This is a genomic window from Tessaracoccus luoxuelianae (genome assembly GCF_055326245.1).
Window position 1 is genome coordinate 178,376 of sequence record NZ_JBUZNO010000002.1, and the last position, 17,561, is coordinate 195,936.

A 17,561-nucleotide genomic window follows, 5' to 3' on the forward strand; every position below is an offset into this window, starting at 1 on the left:
CCCGCGAACCATGTGGTTCTAGCGAAGGAGGCGCCGTGCGCGAGCTCGGTTGGATCGTTGCAGGCCTTCTCCTGGTTGGCGTCCTCGTCCTGATGTGGTTCCTGTGGCGATCAGCCGCGCGGTCACGGGCGGAGCGTGACTCCTGGGAGCGGCGTTCCCGGGACGACATGGCCTCGATGCGGGAGTCGGCCCAGGTGGCCGCCAACTCGCTGCGCGAAGACGCGGAGCGGATGCTGGCGAAGGCCCAGGACCGGGCCCGGGAAGCCATGGAGGACGTGGAGCGACGGCGTGCGGAGATGGAGATCTCGCTCGCCGCGCAGCGCGCCGAGCTGCGGGAGATCCGAGCCACCCAGGAGAGACGCGAGTCACGCCTTCACGAGCGCGAGGACCGGGTGGCTGCAGACGCAGAGGGCCTCGAGTCCCGCGCCCAACGGATGGAGGCGCAGCGTGCCCAGCTGCGCGAGCAGCGTGAGGCCCTGCGCGAGGAGCGGGAGCAGGCCAATGCTGAGTTGGAACGCGTGGCCGGCCTGACGGTGGCCGAGGCGAAGGCGGAGATCATCGTCGAGGCGGAGCGGCAGGCCAAGCTCACCGCCACATCGCTGGCCCGCGACATCGAGGCCACCGCAAAGCGGGAGGCGGATCGGCTGGCACGCTCGATCGTCATCACCGCCATCCAACGGGTGGCCTCCGAGCAGACCAGCGAGTCCGTGGTCTCGACGGTGGATCTCCCGAGCGACGACATGAAGGGCCGCATCATCGGGCGTGAGGGCCGCAACATCCGTGCCTTCGAGCAGATCACCGGCGTCAACGTCCTCATCGACGACACTCCCGAGTCGGTACTGCTGAGCAGCTTCGATCCGGTCCGGCGGGAGACGGCCAGGCTCACGCTGACGGACCTGGTGGCGGACGGCCGCATCCACCCCGCCCGCATCGAGGAGGTCTTCGAGCGCAGCCAGCGCCGCATCCACGAGCGGATCGAACGGGAGGCCGAGGATGCTCTCGCCGAGGTGGGCATCGTGGATCTGCATCCGGACCTCATCCCGATCCTCGGCTCGCTGGCCTACCGCACCTCCTACGGACAGAACGTGCTGCGCCACCTGGTCGAGTGCGCGCACCTCGCCGGGGTGATGGCGGCGGAGCTCGGGCTGGACGTGGCGGTGTGCAAGCGGGCCGCCTTCCTCCACGACATCGGCAAGGCGCTCACGCACGAGGTGGAGGGCCCCCACGCCCTCATCGGCGCGGAGCTGCTGCGCAAGCACGGCGAGCACGAGGACATCGTCCACGCCGTCGAGGCCCACCACAACGAGGTGGAGCCCCGCACCGTCGAGGCGGTGCTCACCCAGGCCGCGGACGCCATCTCAGGCTCGCGTCCCGGCGCCCGGCGCGAATCACTCGAGGCCTACGTCGAGCGGATGGAGAACCTCGAGGGCATCGCGATGGCGCACGAGGGGGTCGTGCGCGCGTACGCCATGCAGGCAGGCCGCGAGGTGCGGATCATGGTGGCCCCGGAGAGCGTCGACGACGCACAGGCGCACTCGCTGGCGCGTGACATCGCCGCGGAGGTGGAGCGGAACCTGAGCTATCCGGGGCAGATCAGGATCACCGTGGTGCGCGAATCGCGCGCCACGGAGACCGCCCACTGACGCCGGTCAGCTGACCCGGAAGCCCCACACCGAGCGCGACGACGCCCCCGGCTCCAGCACGATCAGACCCTCGTGGGTGGGGCCCTCGTTGAACGCGTCCGGGCCGCAGGTCATAGGCTCGACGGCCAGAGCCTTGCGCTGAGGCTGCGTGAACACCTGCCCCCAGGGGAGCGTCTCGTCGGCCCACAGGGTGACGGTGCGCCCGAGCGTGGTGAGCGTCAGCTCCCACGCGCCGTCGACGCCGGTCAACGCCGTGTCGAACTCGGTGTCGCCGATGACGCGCGTCTCGCGGAAGTCGTGCTCCGCTGTGACCTCGGCGATGGAGATCGGCAGCAGCCGCTCCGGGTCCACCAGCAGCTCCTGCGCGAAGGGGAGGGTGAGCTCCGCCGTGGCGAGGTCCGCCGCCAGGTAGGGGTGCGCGCCGTAGCCGTAGGGGGCGCGCGTGGCGCCCACGTTGGTCACCTCGACGCTCACCGTCAGCCCGTCGTCGCCGACGCGGTGCCCGATGGTGGCCTCCAGCACCGCGTTCCACCCGCGTTGCGGGTAGTAGCGCGACGTGAGGATCACCTCGTCGGCCGTGTGGCTGACGAGCTGCCAGGCGACGCCGTCGTTGAGCCCGTGCAGGGCTGTGGTGCGCGGCACCTCGGTGATCGGCAGCTGGTAGCTCTCCCCGTCGAAGGTGTAACGGCCGTCGCGGATCCGGTTGGGCCAGGGGAGGAGCTGGCGCCCCATCGAGCCGGAGGGGGCCTCGTTCTCGGCGAAGGTCCAGAGCACCTCCTGGCCGTCAAAGGTCAGGCTGCGCAGCGTGGCTCCGACCTCCGTGACGACGGCGGCGAAGCGGCCGTGAGTGATGGTGAACTGGGTGCCGGTGGGGTTGAGCGTCATGGGGCCGAGCCTACGGCAGGCCCATGATTGGGTGGCCCTCAGGCGGGCGATTAGCATGGTGGAACCATGGCTGACCCACGCACCTACCACGTCATCACCTACGGGTGTCAGATGAACGTCCACGACTCGGAGCGGATCAGCGGGTTGCTGGAATCGGCCGGCCTGTCCCGCGCGCAGGCAGGCGACGGGCTCGGCGCCGGAGCCGACGTCGTGGTGTTCAACACGTGCGCGGTGCGGGAGAACGCGGACAACCGGCTCTACGGCAACCTGGGCCACATGGCCAGCGTGAAGGCCCGTCATCCGGGCCTGCAGATCGCCGTGGGCGGCTGCATGGCCCAGAAGGACCGGGACCTCATCCTCGCGAAGGCGCCCTGGGTGGACGTGGTGTTCGGCACCCACAACGTCGGCTCCCTCCCCACGCTCCTCGAGCGGGCACGCGTGGAGCGCGAGGCGCAGATCGAGATCAAGGAGGCGCTGGAGACGTTCCCCAGCAACCTGCCCACCCGTCGGGAGTCGCCGTACTCCGCGTGGGTGTCGATCTCCGTGGGCTGCAACAACACCTGCACGTTCTGCATCGTGCCGGCGCTGCGCGGCAAGGAGGCTGACCGGCGCCCGGGCGACATCCTCGCCGAGATCGAGATGCTGGTGGAGCAGGGCGTGCAGGAGATCACCCTGCTGGGCCAGAACGTCAACGCCTACGGCGTGGAGTTCGGGGACCGGCAGGCGTTCGCGAAGCTGCTCAGGGCCTGCGGGGAGGTGAAGGGCCTTGAGCGGGTGAGGTTCACCTCACCCCACCCCAAGGACTTCACCGACGACGTGATCGACGCCATGGCGGAGACCCACAACGTGATGCCCCAGCTGCACATGCCGCTGCAGTCCGGATCAGACCGGATTCTGAAGTCCATGCGCCGCTCCTACCGGTCCGAACGGTTCCTCGGGATCCTGGACCGCGTGCGCTCAGCCATGCCGGAGGCCGCCATCACCACCGACATCATCGTCGGCTTCCCCGGCGAGACGGAGACGGACTTCCTGGCCACGATGGACGTGGTCCGCCGCGCCCGGTTCTCCGCCGCCTACACGTTCCAGTACTCCATCCGGCCCGGGACCCCCGCCGCGACCATGCCGGACCAGGTGCCGAAGGCGGTCACGCAGGAGCGCTACGAGAGGCTGGTGGAGCTCGTCAACGACCTGGCCTGGGAGGAGAACCGCCGCCTGGCAGGCAGCGACATCGAGGTGATGTTCGCCACCGGCGAGGGCCGCAAGGATGCGGAGACACACCGGATGAGCGGCCGAGGCCGCGACAACCGCCTCGTGCACGTGGCTGTGCCCTCGGAGCCCGCGCTACGCCCGCGCCCCGGGGACATCGCGACGGTGCGGGTCACCCACGCGGCGCCCCATCACCTCAACTCCGACGAGCCCCTGAGGAACCTGCGGCGAACCCGGGGCGGCGACGCCTGGGAGGCGGCCACCGCTCAGCCGAAGCCCGTGGGCATCGGGCTGGGGATGCCTGCGGTGGGCGAGCCGGCGCCCGAAACGGTGAGCGCCGGCTGCGCCTGACCCGTCAGGACCCTGCGGGGGGCGCCTGGTCGCCCGTGACAGAGTCGAGCTTCTCGTTGGCGAACGCCTGCGCCTGATCGACCTGGCCGGCGTACTTGCCGCCGGTCTTCTCGTCGATCAGGTCACCGGCCTGCTCGATGCCGGCCTCGATCTGCTCCTCGTGCTGCTTGGCGAGGTCTCCGATGTTGTCGAAAAGTCCCATGTTGTGCTCCTTCTTTGGTTGGTGGATCGAACGCCTCCATCATGCCCGGCGCGCAAACCGACGGCGGGCAGCGTGGCACACTGGCGTGCGTGTCCCTGCCGCTCATCGTGCTCGTGGGCCCGACGGCGACGGGCAAGTCCCGACTCGCCGTCGACCTGGCCCTCAGCCTGATCGCCTCCGGCCGTCCCGCCGAGATCGTCAACGCGGACTCGATGCTGGTCTACCGCGGCATGGACATCGGAACGGCCAAGCCGACCCGCGAGGAGCGGGCCGGGGTGCCGCATCATCTGATCGACACCGCTGAGGTCACCGAACGGGCCTCCGTGGCCGAGTTTCAGGCGGCGGCGCGGTCGGTCATCGCCGAGCTGCGTGCCCGGGGGGTGGTGCCCATCATGGTGGGCGGTTCGCCCCTGTACACCCGGGCCATCGTGGACCACTTCGATTTTCCCGGCTCGGACGCGGAGATCCGGGCCCGGTGGGAGGCCGAGCTGGACCGGGTCGGGGCGCCGGAGCTGCACCGTCGGCTCGCCCTGCTCGCGCCGGAGTCCGCGGCCAAGATCGAGCCGGGCAACGGACGCCGGACCGTGCGGGCGCTGGAGGTGGCGGAGCTGACCGGGGGCCACCGGCCGAGCCTGCCGGAGTGGACCTACGAGCTACCCGACGTGCACCAGTTCGGCCTCAGCTTGGAGCGCGCGGCCCTGGACGCGCGCATCGAGCAACGGGTCGATGCAATGTTCGACCAGGGGCTCGTCGACGAGGTGCGGCGGCTACTGGACGTCGGGCTGCGCGAAGGGGTGACGGCGGTGCGCGCCATCGGCTACCGGCAGGTGGTGGACCACCTGGACGGACTGAGCACCGCAGAGGAGGCGCGCGCGGCGGTCAAGGCGGCCACCCGCAGGTTCTTCCGCAGGCAGCTCGGGTGGTACCACAGGGACCCGCGCATCGTCTGGCTGGACGCAACCGCCACCAGCAACGTCGCGACGGTGCTTGCCGCGCTAGGATTGGCCGATCACGCGGGAGAGGGTCACGATGCGGCGCTTCAGCTTCCACAAGGGTCACGGCACCAAGAACGACTTCATCATCCTCGATGATTCCTACGGCATGCATGAGATGCATCCCCAGTTCATCCAGGTGGTGTGCGACAGGCGTTCGGGCATCGGCGCCGACGGCGTGATCCGGGTGGTCCGCGCCGGCAGCGTGCGCGACTGGGAGGGCGAGCCCGGTCTGTGGTTCATGGACTACTACAACGCCGACGGCTCCGTGGCGGAGATGTGTGGCAACGGGCTTCGCGTCTTCGCCCGGCACCTCATCAACGAACAGCTGGTGGACAGCGGGTCCTTCGACGTCGCCACCCGCGCCGGAGTCAAGCACATCGATGTCGCCCGGCACGGCCTGATCAGCACGGACATCGGGCGCGTCGCAGTCCTCGACACCCCCGTCACGGTGCTCCACGAGGGCCTCGAGTGGCCCGCGGTGAAGGTGGATGTGGGCAACCCGCACGCCGTGGTCTTCGTCGACGACGGGGTCCTGCCGGGGCTGGAGCTGCATCATGCACCGGTCTGGGAGCCTGCGTCGGCCTACCCCGAGGGCGCCAACATCGAGTTCGTGCACGTCGAGGGCCCCGGCCGGCTGGCGATGAGGGTCTACGAGCGGGGCGTGGGTGAGACGATGAGCTGCGGCACCGGCGTGGTGGCCGCAGCCGCCGCCCACCGGAACAGCTCCGGGCATCCCGGCCCAGTCGTCGTCACCGTGCCCGGCGGGGAGCTGACGGCCGAGTTCGTCGACGGCGAGGCGCGGCTGACCGGCCCCGCCGTGATCGTGGGTCGCGGCGAGTTCTGGATCTGATCCGTCGCGGGTTATCCACAGCCAGGCTCCCGCAGCTTGGGTTACGGCGTGTGGGCTGGGACAATGGGGCCCACGATGACAGAACATTCACTTGACGAGCAGCTCGACTTCGACGCCGAACCCGAGCCGGACCTCGACGGAGACCAGGAAGACCTTGAGGCCCGGCGCTCGCTGCGCAGGGTCGCGGGGTTGCGCACCGAGCTGGAAGACGTCACCGAGGTCGAGTACCGCCAGCTGCGCCTCGAGCGGGTGGTGCTGGTGAGCGTCTGGACCTCCGGCACTCAGGAGGACGCAGACAACGCGATGACTGAGCTGAGGCTGCTCGCGGAAACGGCCGGCTCCGAAGTGTTGGCAGAGCTGGTCCAGCGGCGCAGCCACCCTGACCCGGCCACCTACGTGGGTCGAGGCAAGGTGGAAGAGGTCGCGGAAACGGTGCGCTCCACCGGCGCGGACACCGTCATCTGCGACGGCGAACTGGAGCCCGCGCAGCTGCGCAACCTGGAAGACCGGATCAAGGTGAAGGTGGTGGACCGCACCGCACTGATCCTGGACATCTTCGCCCAACATGCCAAGAGCGCCGAGGGCAAGGCACAGGTGGAGCTGGCGCAGCTGCAGTATCTGAAGCAGCGGCTCCGCGGATGGGGCGGAAACCTCTCCCGCCAGGCGGGTGGCCGCGCCGCGGGGGGAGCCGGCATCGGAGGCCGTGGCCCCGGCGAGACGAAGATCGAGACGGACCGGCGCCGGATCTACAGCAGGATCGCGGTGCTGCGGCGGCGGCTCCGGGAGATGGACGCCACGCGGGAGGGAAAGCGCGCCGAGAGGCGGCGCCATCAGGTGCCGTCGGTGGCCATCGTCGGCTACACCAATGCGGGCAAGTCCTCGCTGCTCAACAGGCTGACCGGGGCGGGGGTCCTGGTCGAAGACGCGCTGTTCGCCACGCTGGATCCCACCACGCGGCGCACCGAGACGGACGACGGCCGCGTCTTCACGCTGACGGACACCGTGGGGTTCGTCAGGCATCTGCCCCACGACCTCGTCGAGGCCTTCCGCTCCACGCTGGAGGAGTCCGCTCAGGCGGACCTGCTGCTGCATGTCGTGGATGCCTCAGACCCTGACCCGGAGGGGCAGATCGCCGCGGTCCGCACCGTGCTCAACGAGATCGGCGCCTCCCAGGTGCCCGAGCTCCTGGTGCTGAACAAGGCCGACGCGGCAGACGAGGCCGCAATCATGGCTCTGCGGGCCAACCATCCGGACGCGGTGGTGGTCTCCGCCCGCACGGGCCTGGGCGTTGAGCCGCTGCGCGCGGAGCTGGACGCACGGCTGCCGCGTCCCGAGGTGCAGCTCACGGTGATGGTGCCCTATGAGCGGGGAGACCTGGTGGACAAGGTCCACAAGACCGCCGTGATCGACTCCCTGGAGCACACCGCTGAGGGCACCCTCATCACGGCACGCGTCCGCCCGGACCTGGCCGACGAGCTGGTGGCCTTCGTCCGTGACTGATCACGGCCTCATCCTGGCCGCGGCCGTCGGGGAGATCCACGGCGAGGCCCGCCCGGGCCAGCAGGCGATGGCGGACGCGGTGGCAGACACGCTGGAGGGCGGGGTCCACCTGCTGGTGCAGGCGGGCACGGGCACCGGAAAGTCGCTCGGCTACCTCGCTCCGGCGCTCGCCCGCTGCGTGGACACCGACGAGCGCATCATCGTCGCCACCGCCACCCTCGCGCTCCAGGCGCAGCTGGCCAGCAAGGACATCCCCACCGCTCTCGACGCCGTCGAGGAGGTGACGGGAACCCGGCCCAAGGCCGCCATCCTCAAGGGGCGCACCAACTACGCCTGCCTGTACCGGGCGCGGGCAGGCGGCTCGGCCGAACAGGACTCGCTGCTGGGCAGCTCCGCACTGGCCGAGGCTGCGGGCAAGGCCGACGACGTCTCCAGGCTTGGCGCCGAGGTGCTGGCGCTGAGGGAATGGGTGGAGGAGGAGGCCGAGCGGAAGGGCCTGGCGGATCGTGACGACGCGCCGTCGCACACCGCCAAGGGCTGGGCGCAGATCTCGATCCCCACTCGCGAGTGCCTAGGGGTGGCTCTGTGCCCCTTCGGCTCGGAGTGCTTCGTGGAGGCCTCCCGCGAGGAGGCCCGCAGCGCCCAGTTGGTGGTCACCAACCACGCGCTGCTGGCCATCAACGCGATGCACGGGGGCACCGCGCTGCCGGAACACTCCGCGGTGATCATCGACGAGGCCCACGAGCTGGTCAGCCGGATCACCACCGCCGCCACAGACGAACTGACCCCTGGCGTCGTGGAGCGCACCGCCCGCCGCGCCCTCCCGTGGCTCGACGACGACCTCGGGGTGGACTTCCTGGACCAGGCGGACGTGCTGCGCGAGGCCCTGGCCGAATCCGATCTGACGCGCATCCTATCGGCCTCCGCGCCGCTGCCGTTCGCCGCCGCGCAGCTGCGCGACGTCACCCGCAAGGTGGTCAGTGCGCTCGGGAAGGTCACCGACGACGCCGAACGCACCCAGGCATCGTCTGCCGTGAAGGAGATCTTCGACGTGGCGGAGCGGATCGCCAAGGTCAGCGAGGAGGACGTCGTCTGGGTGACCGAATCCGACATCCTGGGCCGCGCCGCCTACGTGGCGCCGTTGAATGTCGCGGGGCTGCTGCGGAGCCAGGTTTTCGGGGAGACCACGGCCGTGCTCACCTCAGCCACCCTCGAGCTCGGGGGCTCCTTCGAGGCGGCGGCCAGCTCCGTCGGGCTCAACTACAACGACAGGCTCACCGGCGACGCCGAGCCCGCAGACAACTTCGCGTGGCGCGGGGTGGACGTCGGGTCGCCGTTCGACTACGCCCGCCAGGGGATCCTCTACGTGGCCAAGCGGCTTCCCCCGCCGGGCAGAGACGGGATGAGCCCCGAGACGCTCGCCGAGATCGCGCAGCTGATGTGGGCGGCCGAGGGGCGCACCTTGGGGCTGTTCTCCTCGCGCCGCGCAGCCGAGCAGGCCGCGGAGTACTGCCGCCGGGAGCTTCCGGACCTGCCGCTGCTGTGTCAGGGGGATGCGCAGCTCTCCGAGCTGACCCGCACCTTCATCGAGGACCCGAAGACCTCCCTGTTCGGCACCATGTCGCTCTGGCAGGGCGTGGATGTGCCGGGGGAGACCTGCCAGCTGGTCATCATCGACAAGATCCCGTTCCCGCGCCCAGACGATCCGCTGATGCAGGCACGGAAGAAGGCCGTCGACGATGCCGGGGGCAACGGATTCATGAGGGTGGCAGCCACTCACGCGGCGCTGCTGCTCGCGCAGGGGTCCGGCCGGCTCATCCGCCGCCTGGAGGACCGGGGCGTGGTGGCCGTACTCGATCCGCGCCTCGTCACGAAGCGCTACGGCGAGTACCTCAAGTCCTCGCTGCCTGGGTTCTGGATGACCACCGACGGCGACATCGCTGTCCGCGCGCTGCGGCGCCTCCGCGGCTCGGAGTAGCCGCTGAAGCAGGCCCTCAGAGCTTGCGCATCACTGCGACCACCTTGCCCATGATGAGGGCGTGGGTGCCGTCGATGGGGGAGTAGTCCGGGTTGTGCGGCAGCAGCCACACCTGGCCGTCCTTGCGCTTGAAGGTCTTGACGGTGGCCTCGTCGTCCAGCAGGGCCGCGACGATGTCTCCGTTGTTGGCGTCCGACTGCTGCCGCACCACCACCCAGTCGCCGTCGCAGATGGCGGCGTCGATCATGGACTCCCCGCGCACCTCCAGGAGGAACACCTGGCCTTCGCCGACCAGCTGCCGGGGGAGAGCGAACACGTCCTCCACCTGTTGCTGGGCCAGGATGGGCCCGCCGGCGGCGATGCGGCCGATGAGGGGAACCGCGACGGACTTCGGGACGTCGTCGTAGGACTGAGCCGGGTCCAGCTGATGCTGCTCGCCGGGCATCGTGACCACGACGGCGCGGGGACGGTTGGGATCCCGGCGGAGGAAGCCCTTCTCCTCCAGCACACGGAGCTGGTAGGTCACGCTCGAGGTGGAGGCCAGCCCTGCGCGGGCGGCCACCTCGCGGATGCTCGGCGGATAGCCCAGCTCTTCGATGGACTGCTTGACGACCTGCAGGATGGCCACCTGGCGCTTCGTCAGCCCGTGGACATCCTCCGGCCCGTCCGGGAAGGAGGCGATGTTGCCGAGCTCGGCCTCGATGGATGCGTTGGTGGGGCGGCCTCGTCGTGGGCGCTTCGTCTCTTCAGCCATACCGGCAGCCTACCGCTCGCGAGAACGTGTGTTCGAAATGTCGACGCGTGTCGCGAAGGGACCCGGAAAAAAGTGTCAGTGGGCTCGTGTGGACTGCATCTATCGCTCCCGCGACACGCCGGATAGAACGAGTGTTTCATTCCGGCGGTGGAGGCGCTAAGGTTTATTTCGAACAGGCGTTCTAGGTCAGGAAAGAGGTTGTCATGACCGCAGCACAAGCAGTCAGCTTCAAGGTCGTTCATGCCGGCGCGCGTCGCGTGGTCACCGTGTCCCCGGCCGGCCGGCCAGAGCTCGCGGGACCCCTGGCCCGCCCGGCGAGGCCCGCCGCGCCTGGCCGCGTGGGCACTGTCTCCTCGTGCCAGGTGGCCCGCCCGGCCACGGCGTCGCCATTGCTGGCGTTGAAGGTGGCGTTCGTCGGTATCCTGGCCGCCGTCGGGCTCACCCTGTCTGCCGCCCAGTTCGTGGGCATGGCCCAGGTGGATCCGGCGACGGACTACGTCGCGGGGGATCCGGCCTGGGCGCATGTGACGGCCTCCCGATAGGTGCGAAGTCGTCGGCGTTTCGCCCTTGCCCTCCGGCGGACCCCGATCTAGGCTGTCCCTACATCTAGTAGTTACAGCGGTGTCTTTCCCCTATAAGTTGTGGTTCCGGCTGCAGCATGGCAAGGTAGGGCCTCCGCTGTCCACCAGGGAAGGCCCGCCGGTCATGCACTGCCCGTTCTGCCGCAATACAGACACCAAGGTGTCTGATTCGCGCGCAACCGAGGACGGGTCAGCCATCCGACGGAGGCGGGTCTGCCCCGTCTGTGAGCGCAAGTTCACCACAGTCGAGCAGTTGGTGCTCACCGTCGTCAAGCGCTCCGGTGTGGTCGAGTCCTTCAACCGGGACAAGGTCATCATGGGGGTCTCCAAGGCGTGCAAAGGCAGGCCGGTGACGGCCGCGCAGCTGGCGGCTCTGGCCCAACGCGTCGAGGAGTCGCTGCGTGCGTCCGGCCAGGCCGAGATCCCGGCCGAGCAGATCGGCGTGGCCATCCTCGGCCCGCTCGAGGAGCTGGACTCCGTCGCCTACCTCCGGTTCGCCAGCGTCTACAAGAACTATGACTCCGTGGACGATTTCCAACGCGAGATCGATCTGCTGCGCCTGAGCGCGGCCGAGAAGGATCTGAGCCGCGCCGCCGCGGTCGTCGGGCCCGTCTCGGCACAGCAGCCACTCATCAGCTAACACACATCTTCCAGCGCTACACATCAGGAAACCGAGGGGAATGACTATGACCGCGACAGCCGCACGCGCCACGCGTACCAAGGACGCAGCGCCGCGCAAGGGACTCACCATCGAGCGGGTCTTCACCAAGAAGGGGGTGCATCCCTACGACGAGGTCGAGTGGGACCGCCGTGACGTGGTGCAGACCAACTGGCGGACCGGGGAGAACGTCTTCGAGCAGCGCGCGGTGGAGTTCCCGTCCTCCTGGAGCGTCAACGCCTCCACCATCGTCACCACCAAGTACTTCCGTGGCGCGCTGGGCACCCCTCAGCGTGAGGAGAGCCTGCGCACGCTGATCGACAGGGTGGTCACGTCCTACGCCAAGGCGGGTCAGGACTTCGGCTACTTCGCCACGGAGGAGGACGCCGAGATCTTCGGCCACGAGCTCACCTGGATGCTGCTCAACCAGTACTTCTCCTTCAACTCACCCGTCTGGTTCAACGTCGGCACCCCCTCGCCGCAGCAGGTCAGCGCGTGCTTCATCCTCAGCGTCGATGACTCGATGGACTCCATCCTCAACTGGTACAAGGAGGAGGGCTTCATCTTCAAGGGCGGCTCCGGCGCCGGGCTCAACCTGTCGCGCATCCGCTCCTCGAAGGAGCTGCTGAGCTCCGGAGGCACAGCCTCCGGCCCGGTGTCGTTCATGCGCGGCGCGGACGCCTCGGCGGGCACCATCAAGTCTGGAGGTGCCACCCGGCGCGCCGCCAAGATGGTGGTCCTGGACGTGGACCACCCGGACATCGTCGAGTTCGTCGAGACGAAGGCGCGCGAGGAGGACAAGATCCGTGCCCTGCGCGACGCCGGGTTCGACATGGATCTGGGTGGCAAGGACATCACCTCCGTGCAGTACCAGAACGCCAACAACTCGGTGCGGGTCACCGACGAGTTCATGACGGCAGTGGTTGAGGGTGGCCCCTTCGGGCTGCGTTCGCGTACCGACGGCTCCGTCCTCGAAGAGGTGGACGCCAAGGAGCTCTTCCGCAAGATCTCCACCGCTGCGTGGGAGTGCGCCGACCCCGGCATCCAGTACCACGATCACATCAACGACTGGCACACCAACCCGGTCACCGGCCCCATCACGGCGTCCAACCCGTGCTCGGAGTACATGAGCCTGGACAACTCGTCGTGCAACCTCGCCTCGCTGAACCTGCTGAAGTTCCTCAAGCCGGATGGCACGTTCGACGCGGAGTTGTTCGTCAAGGCCGTCGAGCTCATCATCACGGCGATGGACATCTCCATCTGTTTCGCGGACTTCCCCACCGAATCCATCGGGGAGACCACCCGCAACTTCCGCCAGCTGGGCATCGGCTACGCCAACCTCGGGGCGCTGCTGATGGCCATGGGCAAGGGATACGACACCGACGGCGGGCGCTCCACCGCGGCGGCCATCACGTCTGTCATGACGGGGGCCTCCTACCGACGCTCGGCTGAGCTCGCCGCCATCGTCGGCCCCTACAACGGGTACGCCGTCAACGCCGAGGCGCACCAGCGCGTGATGCGCAAGCACCAGGCCGCCAACGACGACCTGCGGGTGCTCATCGACGACAGGCACCTGTACTCCATCGCCGCACGCGAATGGGACCGGGTGGTCACCCTCGGTGCCAAGAACGGCTTCCGCAACGCGCAGGCCTCGGTGCTGGCCCCCACCGGGACCATCGGCTTCATGATGGACTGCGACACCACCGGCGTCGAGCCGGACTTCTCCCTGGTCAAGTTCAAGAAGCTCGTCGGTGGCGGCTCCATGCAGATCGTCAACCAGACCATCCCGCGCGCCCTCAAGCGCCTCGGCTACAGCACCGAGGAGATCGACGGCATCGTCGAGTTCATCGGCTCCAACGGCCACGTCATCGGCGCCCCCGGTCTGGCTGCCGAGCACTACGAGGTCTTCGACACCGCCATGGGCGCACGCTCCATCAAGCCGATGGGCCACGTCCGGATGATGGCGGCCGTCCAGCCGTTCCTCTCCGGCGCGATCTCCAAGACCGTCAACCTGCCGGAGACGGCCACGGTCGAGGAGATCGAGGACGTCTACCTGCAGGGCTGGAAGCTGGGCCTCAAGGCGCTGGCGGTCTACCGCGACAACTGCAAGGTCGGCCAACCCCTCTCCGAGGGCAACGGGGAGACCAAGGAGGAGAAGAAGGCCGAGCCCGAGGTTCGGATCGAGTACCGGCCGAAGCGCCAGCGCCTCCCGAAGTCCCGGGCGTCGCGCACCACGAGCTTCTCCGTCAGCGGGGCCGAGGGCTACATGACCTCCAGCGCCTACGAGAACGGCCGCATCGGCGAGGTCTTCCTCAAGCTCGGCAAGCAGGGCTCCACCCTGGCCGGCGTCATGGACGCGTTCTCCATCGCAGTCTCGATCGGTCTGCAGTACGGGGTGCCCTTGGAGAGCTTCGTGCAGAAGTTCACCAACCTCAAGTTCGAGCCCGCAGGCATGACCGATGACCCGGACATCCGGATCGCCCAGTCGTTCATGGACTACATCTTCCGACGCCTCGCCCTGGACTACCTGAGCTTCGACGACCGCGCCGAGCTGGGCATCTACACCGCCTCGGAGCGCGCACGCTACGTCGAGACCGGGTCCTACCTCTCCGAGGAGGACGAGGCGGCCATGTCCGAGGCGGACTCCCTGCGCAACGACGCAGGCGATGACTTCCAGGTCGACGGGGCTCGTCAGCCCTCACTGATCGACGCGCCGTCGACGGCCGGTTTCACCACGGCCCACACGACGGCGGAGCTCATGGAGTCGCTGACCGGCCGGGAGGTTGACGCACCTTTGTGCATGACGTGCGGCACGAAGATGCGGCCCAGCGGGTCCTGCTACGTCTGCGAGGGCTGCGGCTCCACCAGCGGCTGCAGCTGATCTGAGTCTGCTGGGGGCGGTCCGGCGATGAGCCGGGCCGCCCCTTTCAGGATCCGAGGCCTTGGCCCTCTCTGATGGGGATATCGTTCAGCCAGCGCCCACCGAGGGCGCCCAGGGAGAGGAACGCCACTGTGAGAAGTCTGAATCTGTCGGGTCACGTGCGCAGGCTTTCCGCGGCGGTCGCGGTGCTGATGATCGGCGGCTTCCTCGCGGCGCCCGTCGCGCAGGCCGCACCCTCCCCCAACCCCGATGTGGTGGGCAAGACGTTCGCGATCGCCACCGACACCACCTTCGCGCCGTTCGAGTTCCGCGACACCAGCGGCGAGCTGACCGGCATCGACATGGACCTGATCCGCGAGGTGGCCGAGCGCGGTGGCTTCACCGTCGACATCAAGTCGGTGGGCTTTGACGCCGCCCTGCAGTCGTTGCAGTCCGGGCAGGTCGCCGGGGTCATTGCGGGCATGTCGATCACCGACGAGCGCAGACAGACGTTCGACTTCTCCGATCCGTACTTCGAGTCCGGCATCCAGATGGCGGTCAAGCAGGACTCCACCATCGCGTCCTACGAGGACCTCCGCGATCAGACTGTCGTCGCCAAGACCGGCTCGGAGGGCCTGAGGTTCGCCCAGTCCATCGCGGGTGAGTACGGGTTCACGGTCAAGGCGCTTCCTCAGGCAGACACCATGTACTCCGAGGTCAATGCCGGCACGGCAGCGGCAGTTTTCGATGACTACCCGGTTCTGGCCTACGGAATCAAGCAGGGCAACGGACTCAAGACCGTCACCGCCAAGGAGCCCGGAGGGTCCTACGGATTCGCGGTGAGCAAGGGTCAGAACGGGGCCCTGCTCGCCGAGTTCAACGCGCAGCTGGCTGCGATGAAAGAGGACGGCACCTACCAGCAGATCCTCGACGAGTACCTGGACGACGGCGGGGGCGGTGCCGGTGGCGAGCCCGCCTCCGGGATCGATCCGCTTGTCGCCGGCAAGACCTACGCGATCGCCACGGACACCACGTTCGCGCCCTTCGAGTTCAGAGACGCCAGCGGTGAGCTGACCGGTATCGACATCGATCTTCTCTACGCCATCGCCGAGCGCAAGGGGTTCGAGGTCGACGTGAAGTCGGTGGGGTTCGACGCGGCCCTCCAAGCCCTGCAGTCCAACCAGGTGGCGGGTGTCATCGCCGGCATGTCGATCACCGACGAGCGCAGGGAGATCTTCGACTTCTCCGATCCGTACTTCGATTCGGGCATCCAGATGGCGGTGAAGGGGGACTCTGCGATCGCAACGTATGAGGACCTCGAGGGTGAGACGGTCGTCGCCAAGACGGGCTCGGAGGGGTTGGCCTTCGCCGAATCAATCAAGGACCAGTACGGCTTCACAGTCAAGGCGCTGCCCCAGGCAGACACCATGTACTCCGAGGTCAACGCCGGCACCGCGGCCGCCGTCTTCGACGACTACCCGGTGTTGGCCTACGGCATCAAGCAGGGCAACGGGCTCAAGGCCGTGACGCCCAAGGAGCCCGGAGGCCAGTACGGGTTCGCCGTGAACAAGGGGATGAACCCCGAACTGCTCGCCGCGTTCAACGCCGGCCTCGCCGAGATGAAGGCCGACGGCTCCTACCAGGCCGTGCTCGACACCTACCTCCAGGCGCCGACGGAGACTGGTCGCCTGGGCTTCATCGACCTTCTCGTCACCAGCCTGCCCGCCCTGAGCAAGGGCATGCTGATGACCATCGCGGCCACCGCATTGTCCCTGCTGTTCGCGCTGATTCTCGGTCTGGTGCTCGGGTTCTTCAAGGTCGGCGGAAACGCGGTGCTCAATGCCATCGCGAGCGTCTACGTCGACATCTTCCGCGGGACGCCGCTGCTGGTTCAGGCGTTCTTCATCTACTTCGGGCTGCCGACGCTGACCGGGGTGAAACTCGACGTCCTTGTGGCCGGCATCCTGACGCTGGCCCTCAACGCCGGCGCGTACATGACAGAGATCGTCCGCGGCGGCATCCAGTCGGTGGATCCCGGCCAGCTCGAGGCGGCCCGTTCACTCGGGCTTCCGTGGATGACGTCCATGAAGAAGGTGGTGGTTCCCCAGGCGGTGAAGATCATGACGCCGTCGTTCATCAATCAGTTCGTCATCACGCTGAAGGACACGTCGCTGCTGGCGGTCCTTGGCCTGGCCGAGCTGACCTATCAGGGTCAGCAGATCATCGCCAACAACTTCCGATCCGCGGAGATCTGGCTGATCGTGGGTGCGCTCTATCTGATCGTCATCAAGGCCCTGACCATGCTGTCCAACGCCGTCGACCGGAGGTTCAACAAGTGACCACGCAGAACAGTCCACTTCTCGAGGTCAAGGACCTGCGCAAGTCATTCGGCACCCTTGAGGTGCTCAAGGGTCTGGACGTCTCGATCCGGGAGGGTGAGGTCGTCACCGTCATCGGGCCATCAGGCTCCGGCAAATCCACCTTCCTGCGCTGCCTCAACAAGCTGGAGGAGCCCACGAGTGGCCGGATCGTCTTCGAAGGCCAGGATCTGACGGACCCCAAGACCGACATCGACGTGGTCCGTCAGCGGATCGGCATGGTCTTCCAACACTTCAACCTGTTCCCGCACATGACGGTCGCGGAGAACATCATGCTTGCCCCGGTGCAGCTGAAGCGGATGTCCAAGGCTGAGGCCCATGACAGGGCGGTCGAGCTCCTCACCCGCGTTCAGCTGGCTGACAAGGTGGATGCCAGACCGGCACAGCTCTCAGGTGGGCAGAAGCAGCGCGTCGCGATCGCGCGGGCGTTGGCGATGCGGCCGGATGTGATGCTGTTCGACGAGGCCACCAGCGCCCTCGACCCCGAAATGGTGGGGGAGGTGCTCGCGGTCATCCGCACGTTGGCCGCGGAGGGCATGACGATGGTGATCGTGACCCACGAGATGGGATTCGCCCGCGAGGTGTGCGACAGGGTCCTGTTCATGGCGGAGGGCACCATTGTGGAGGAGGGGCCGCCGTCGGAGCTGTTCGGCTCCCCGAAGGAGCCACGGACGCAGGACTTCCTGAGCAAGGTTCTGTGACCCACTTCCGGCACGAAGG

General features: G+C 68.2%; 14 protein-coding genes. 11 read left to right on the top strand and 3 right to left on the bottom strand.

What is annotated here, in order from left to right:
• The first annotated feature begins 35 nt into the window (after window positions 1-35).
• Complete coding sequence (gene rny / locus ACZK39_RS03540) at window positions 36-1,643, top strand: ribonuclease Y (protein ID WP_370585806.1); 1,608 nt, start codon at window positions 36-38, stop codon at window positions 1,641-1,643.
• Window positions 1,644-1,649: 6 nt separating this feature from the next.
• Here the strand turns inward: rny and ACZK39_RS03545 are convergent, their stop codons facing one another.
• Window positions 1,650-2,528 (bottom strand): aldose 1-epimerase family protein, encoded by an 879-nt coding sequence (locus tag ACZK39_RS03545; RefSeq protein WP_182799792.1) that lies wholly within the window; start codon window positions 2,526-2,528, stop codon window positions 1,650-1,652.
• Between the two features lie 66 nt (window positions 2,529-2,594).
• On the opposite strand from ACZK39_RS03545, the gene miaB reads away from it, so the two are divergent.
• The gene (miaB, locus tag ACZK39_RS03550; RefSeq protein WP_182799793.1) at window positions 2,595-4,085 is read left to right on the top strand and encodes a tRNA (N6-isopentenyl adenosine(37)-C2)-methylthiotransferase MiaB; all 1,491 of its coding nucleotides are present in this window, start codon (window positions 2,595-2,597) and stop codon (window positions 4,083-4,085) included.
• Between the two features lie 4 nt (window positions 4,086-4,089).
• On the opposite strand, the gene ACZK39_RS03555 is transcribed toward miaB, so the two are convergent.
• Window positions 4,090-4,287 (bottom strand): antitoxin, encoded by a 198-nt coding sequence (locus ACZK39_RS03555; protein ID WP_182784258.1) that lies wholly within the window; start codon window positions 4,285-4,287, stop codon window positions 4,090-4,092.
• 89 nt (window positions 4,288-4,376) lie between these two features.
• On the opposite strand from ACZK39_RS03555, the gene miaA reads away from it, so the two are divergent.
• The 4 genes from miaA to ACZK39_RS03575 all read left to right on the top strand — a co-directional run bounded on the left by miaA (window position 4,377) and on the right by ACZK39_RS03575 (window position 9,610).
• Window positions 4,377-5,378 (top strand): tRNA (adenosine(37)-N6)-dimethylallyltransferase MiaA, encoded by a 1,002-nt coding sequence (gene miaA / locus ACZK39_RS03560; RefSeq protein WP_370586099.1) that lies wholly within the window; start codon window positions 4,377-4,379, stop codon window positions 5,376-5,378.
• Window positions 5,317-6,132, top strand: coding sequence for a diaminopimelate epimerase (gene dapF / locus ACZK39_RS03565; protein ID WP_463612544.1), 816 nt, complete (start codon window positions 5,317-5,319; stop codon window positions 6,130-6,132). Before miaA ends, dapF begins: the two co-directional genes overlap by 62 nt.
• Window positions 6,133-6,207: 75 nt before the next feature.
• A complete protein-coding gene (hflX, locus tag ACZK39_RS03570) occupies window positions 6,208-7,632 on the top strand; it encodes a GTPase HflX (protein ID WP_459054570.1) in 1,425 nt (474 codons plus the stop codon).
• Window positions 7,633-7,699: 67 nt separating this feature from the next.
• Window positions 7,700-9,610 carry an ATP-dependent DNA helicase gene (locus ACZK39_RS03575; protein WP_182799982.1) on the top strand — a complete coding sequence of 637 codons (1,911 nt, stop codon included), beginning with the start codon at window positions 7,700-7,702 and terminating at the stop codon, window positions 9,608-9,610.
• A gap of 16 nt (window positions 9,611-9,626) precedes the next feature.
• On the opposite strand, the gene lexA is transcribed toward ACZK39_RS03575, so the two are convergent.
• Window positions 9,627-10,364, bottom strand: coding sequence for a transcriptional repressor LexA (gene lexA / locus ACZK39_RS03580; RefSeq protein WP_182784250.1), 738 nt, complete (start codon window positions 10,362-10,364; stop codon window positions 9,627-9,629).
• Window positions 10,365-10,567: 203 nt separating this feature from the next.
• On the opposite strand from lexA, the gene ACZK39_RS03585 reads away from it, so the two are divergent.
• The 5 genes from ACZK39_RS03585 to ACZK39_RS03605 all read left to right on the top strand — a co-directional run bounded on the left by ACZK39_RS03585 (window position 10,568) and on the right by ACZK39_RS03605 (window position 17,542).
• A complete protein-coding gene (locus tag ACZK39_RS03585) occupies window positions 10,568-10,906 on the top strand; it encodes a hypothetical protein (RefSeq protein WP_182784248.1) in 339 nt (112 codons plus the stop codon).
• A 163-nt stretch (window positions 10,907-11,069) separates the two neighbouring features.
• A complete protein-coding gene (nrdR, locus tag ACZK39_RS03590; protein WP_182784377.1) occupies window positions 11,070-11,585 on the top strand; it encodes a transcriptional regulator NrdR in 516 nt (171 codons plus the stop codon).
• A 40-nt stretch (window positions 11,586-11,625) separates the two neighbouring features.
• Window positions 11,626-14,484: a vitamin B12-dependent ribonucleotide reductase gene (locus ACZK39_RS03595; RefSeq protein WP_463612545.1), complete on the top strand. Its 2,859-nt coding sequence runs from the start codon at window positions 11,626-11,628 to the stop codon at window positions 14,482-14,484.
• A gap of 131 nt (window positions 14,485-14,615) precedes the next feature.
• On the top strand, window positions 14,616-16,802 hold the full coding sequence (locus ACZK39_RS03600) for an amino acid ABC transporter substrate-binding protein/permease (RefSeq protein ID WP_370586100.1): 2,187 nt from the start codon (window positions 14,616-14,618) through the stop codon (window positions 16,800-16,802).
• The gene (locus tag ACZK39_RS03605) at window positions 16,799-17,542 is read left to right on the top strand and encodes an amino acid ABC transporter ATP-binding protein (protein WP_463612546.1); all 744 of its coding nucleotides are present in this window, start codon (window positions 16,799-16,801) and stop codon (window positions 17,540-17,542) included. Before ACZK39_RS03600 ends, ACZK39_RS03605 begins: the two co-directional genes overlap by 4 nt.
• Window positions 17,543-17,561: the final 19 nt, after the last annotated feature.

What these genes read in the sequence shown, in the direction of transcription:
- hflX (WP_459054570.1), top strand. Translation starts at nt 6,208, where the DNA reads ATGACAGAACATTCACTTGACGAGCAGCTCGACTTCGACGCCGAACCC.
- ACZK39_RS03575 (WP_182799982.1), top strand. Translation starts at nt 7,700, where the DNA reads ATGGCGGACGCGGTGGCAGACACGCTGGAGGGCGGGGTCCACCTGCTG.
- nrdR (WP_182784377.1), top strand. Translation starts at nt 11,070, where the DNA reads ATGCACTGCCCGTTCTGCCGCAATACAGACACCAAGGTGTCTGATTCG.
- lexA (WP_182784250.1), bottom strand. Translation starts at nt 10,364, where the DNA reads ATGGCTGAAGAGACGAAGCGCCCACGACGAGGCCGCCCCACCAACGCA.
- ACZK39_RS03595 (WP_463612545.1), top strand. Translation starts at nt 11,626, where the DNA reads ATGACTATGACCGCGACAGCCGCACGCGCCACGCGTACCAAGGACGCA.
- ACZK39_RS03585 (WP_182784248.1), top strand. Translation starts at nt 10,568, where the DNA reads ATGACCGCAGCACAAGCAGTCAGCTTCAAGGTCGTTCATGCCGGCGCG.
- ACZK39_RS03555 (WP_182784258.1), bottom strand. Translation starts at nt 4,287, where the DNA reads ATGGGACTTTTCGACAACATCGGAGACCTCGCCAAGCAGCACGAGGAG.
- ACZK39_RS03545 (WP_182799792.1), bottom strand. Translation starts at nt 2,528, where the DNA reads ATGACGCTCAACCCCACCGGCACCCAGTTCACCATCACTCACGGCCGC.
- dapF (WP_463612544.1), top strand. Translation starts at nt 5,317, where the DNA reads ATGCGGCGCTTCAGCTTCCACAAGGGTCACGGCACCAAGAACGACTTC.
- miaB (WP_182799793.1), top strand. Translation starts at nt 2,595, where the DNA reads ATGGCTGACCCACGCACCTACCACGTCATCACCTACGGGTGTCAGATG.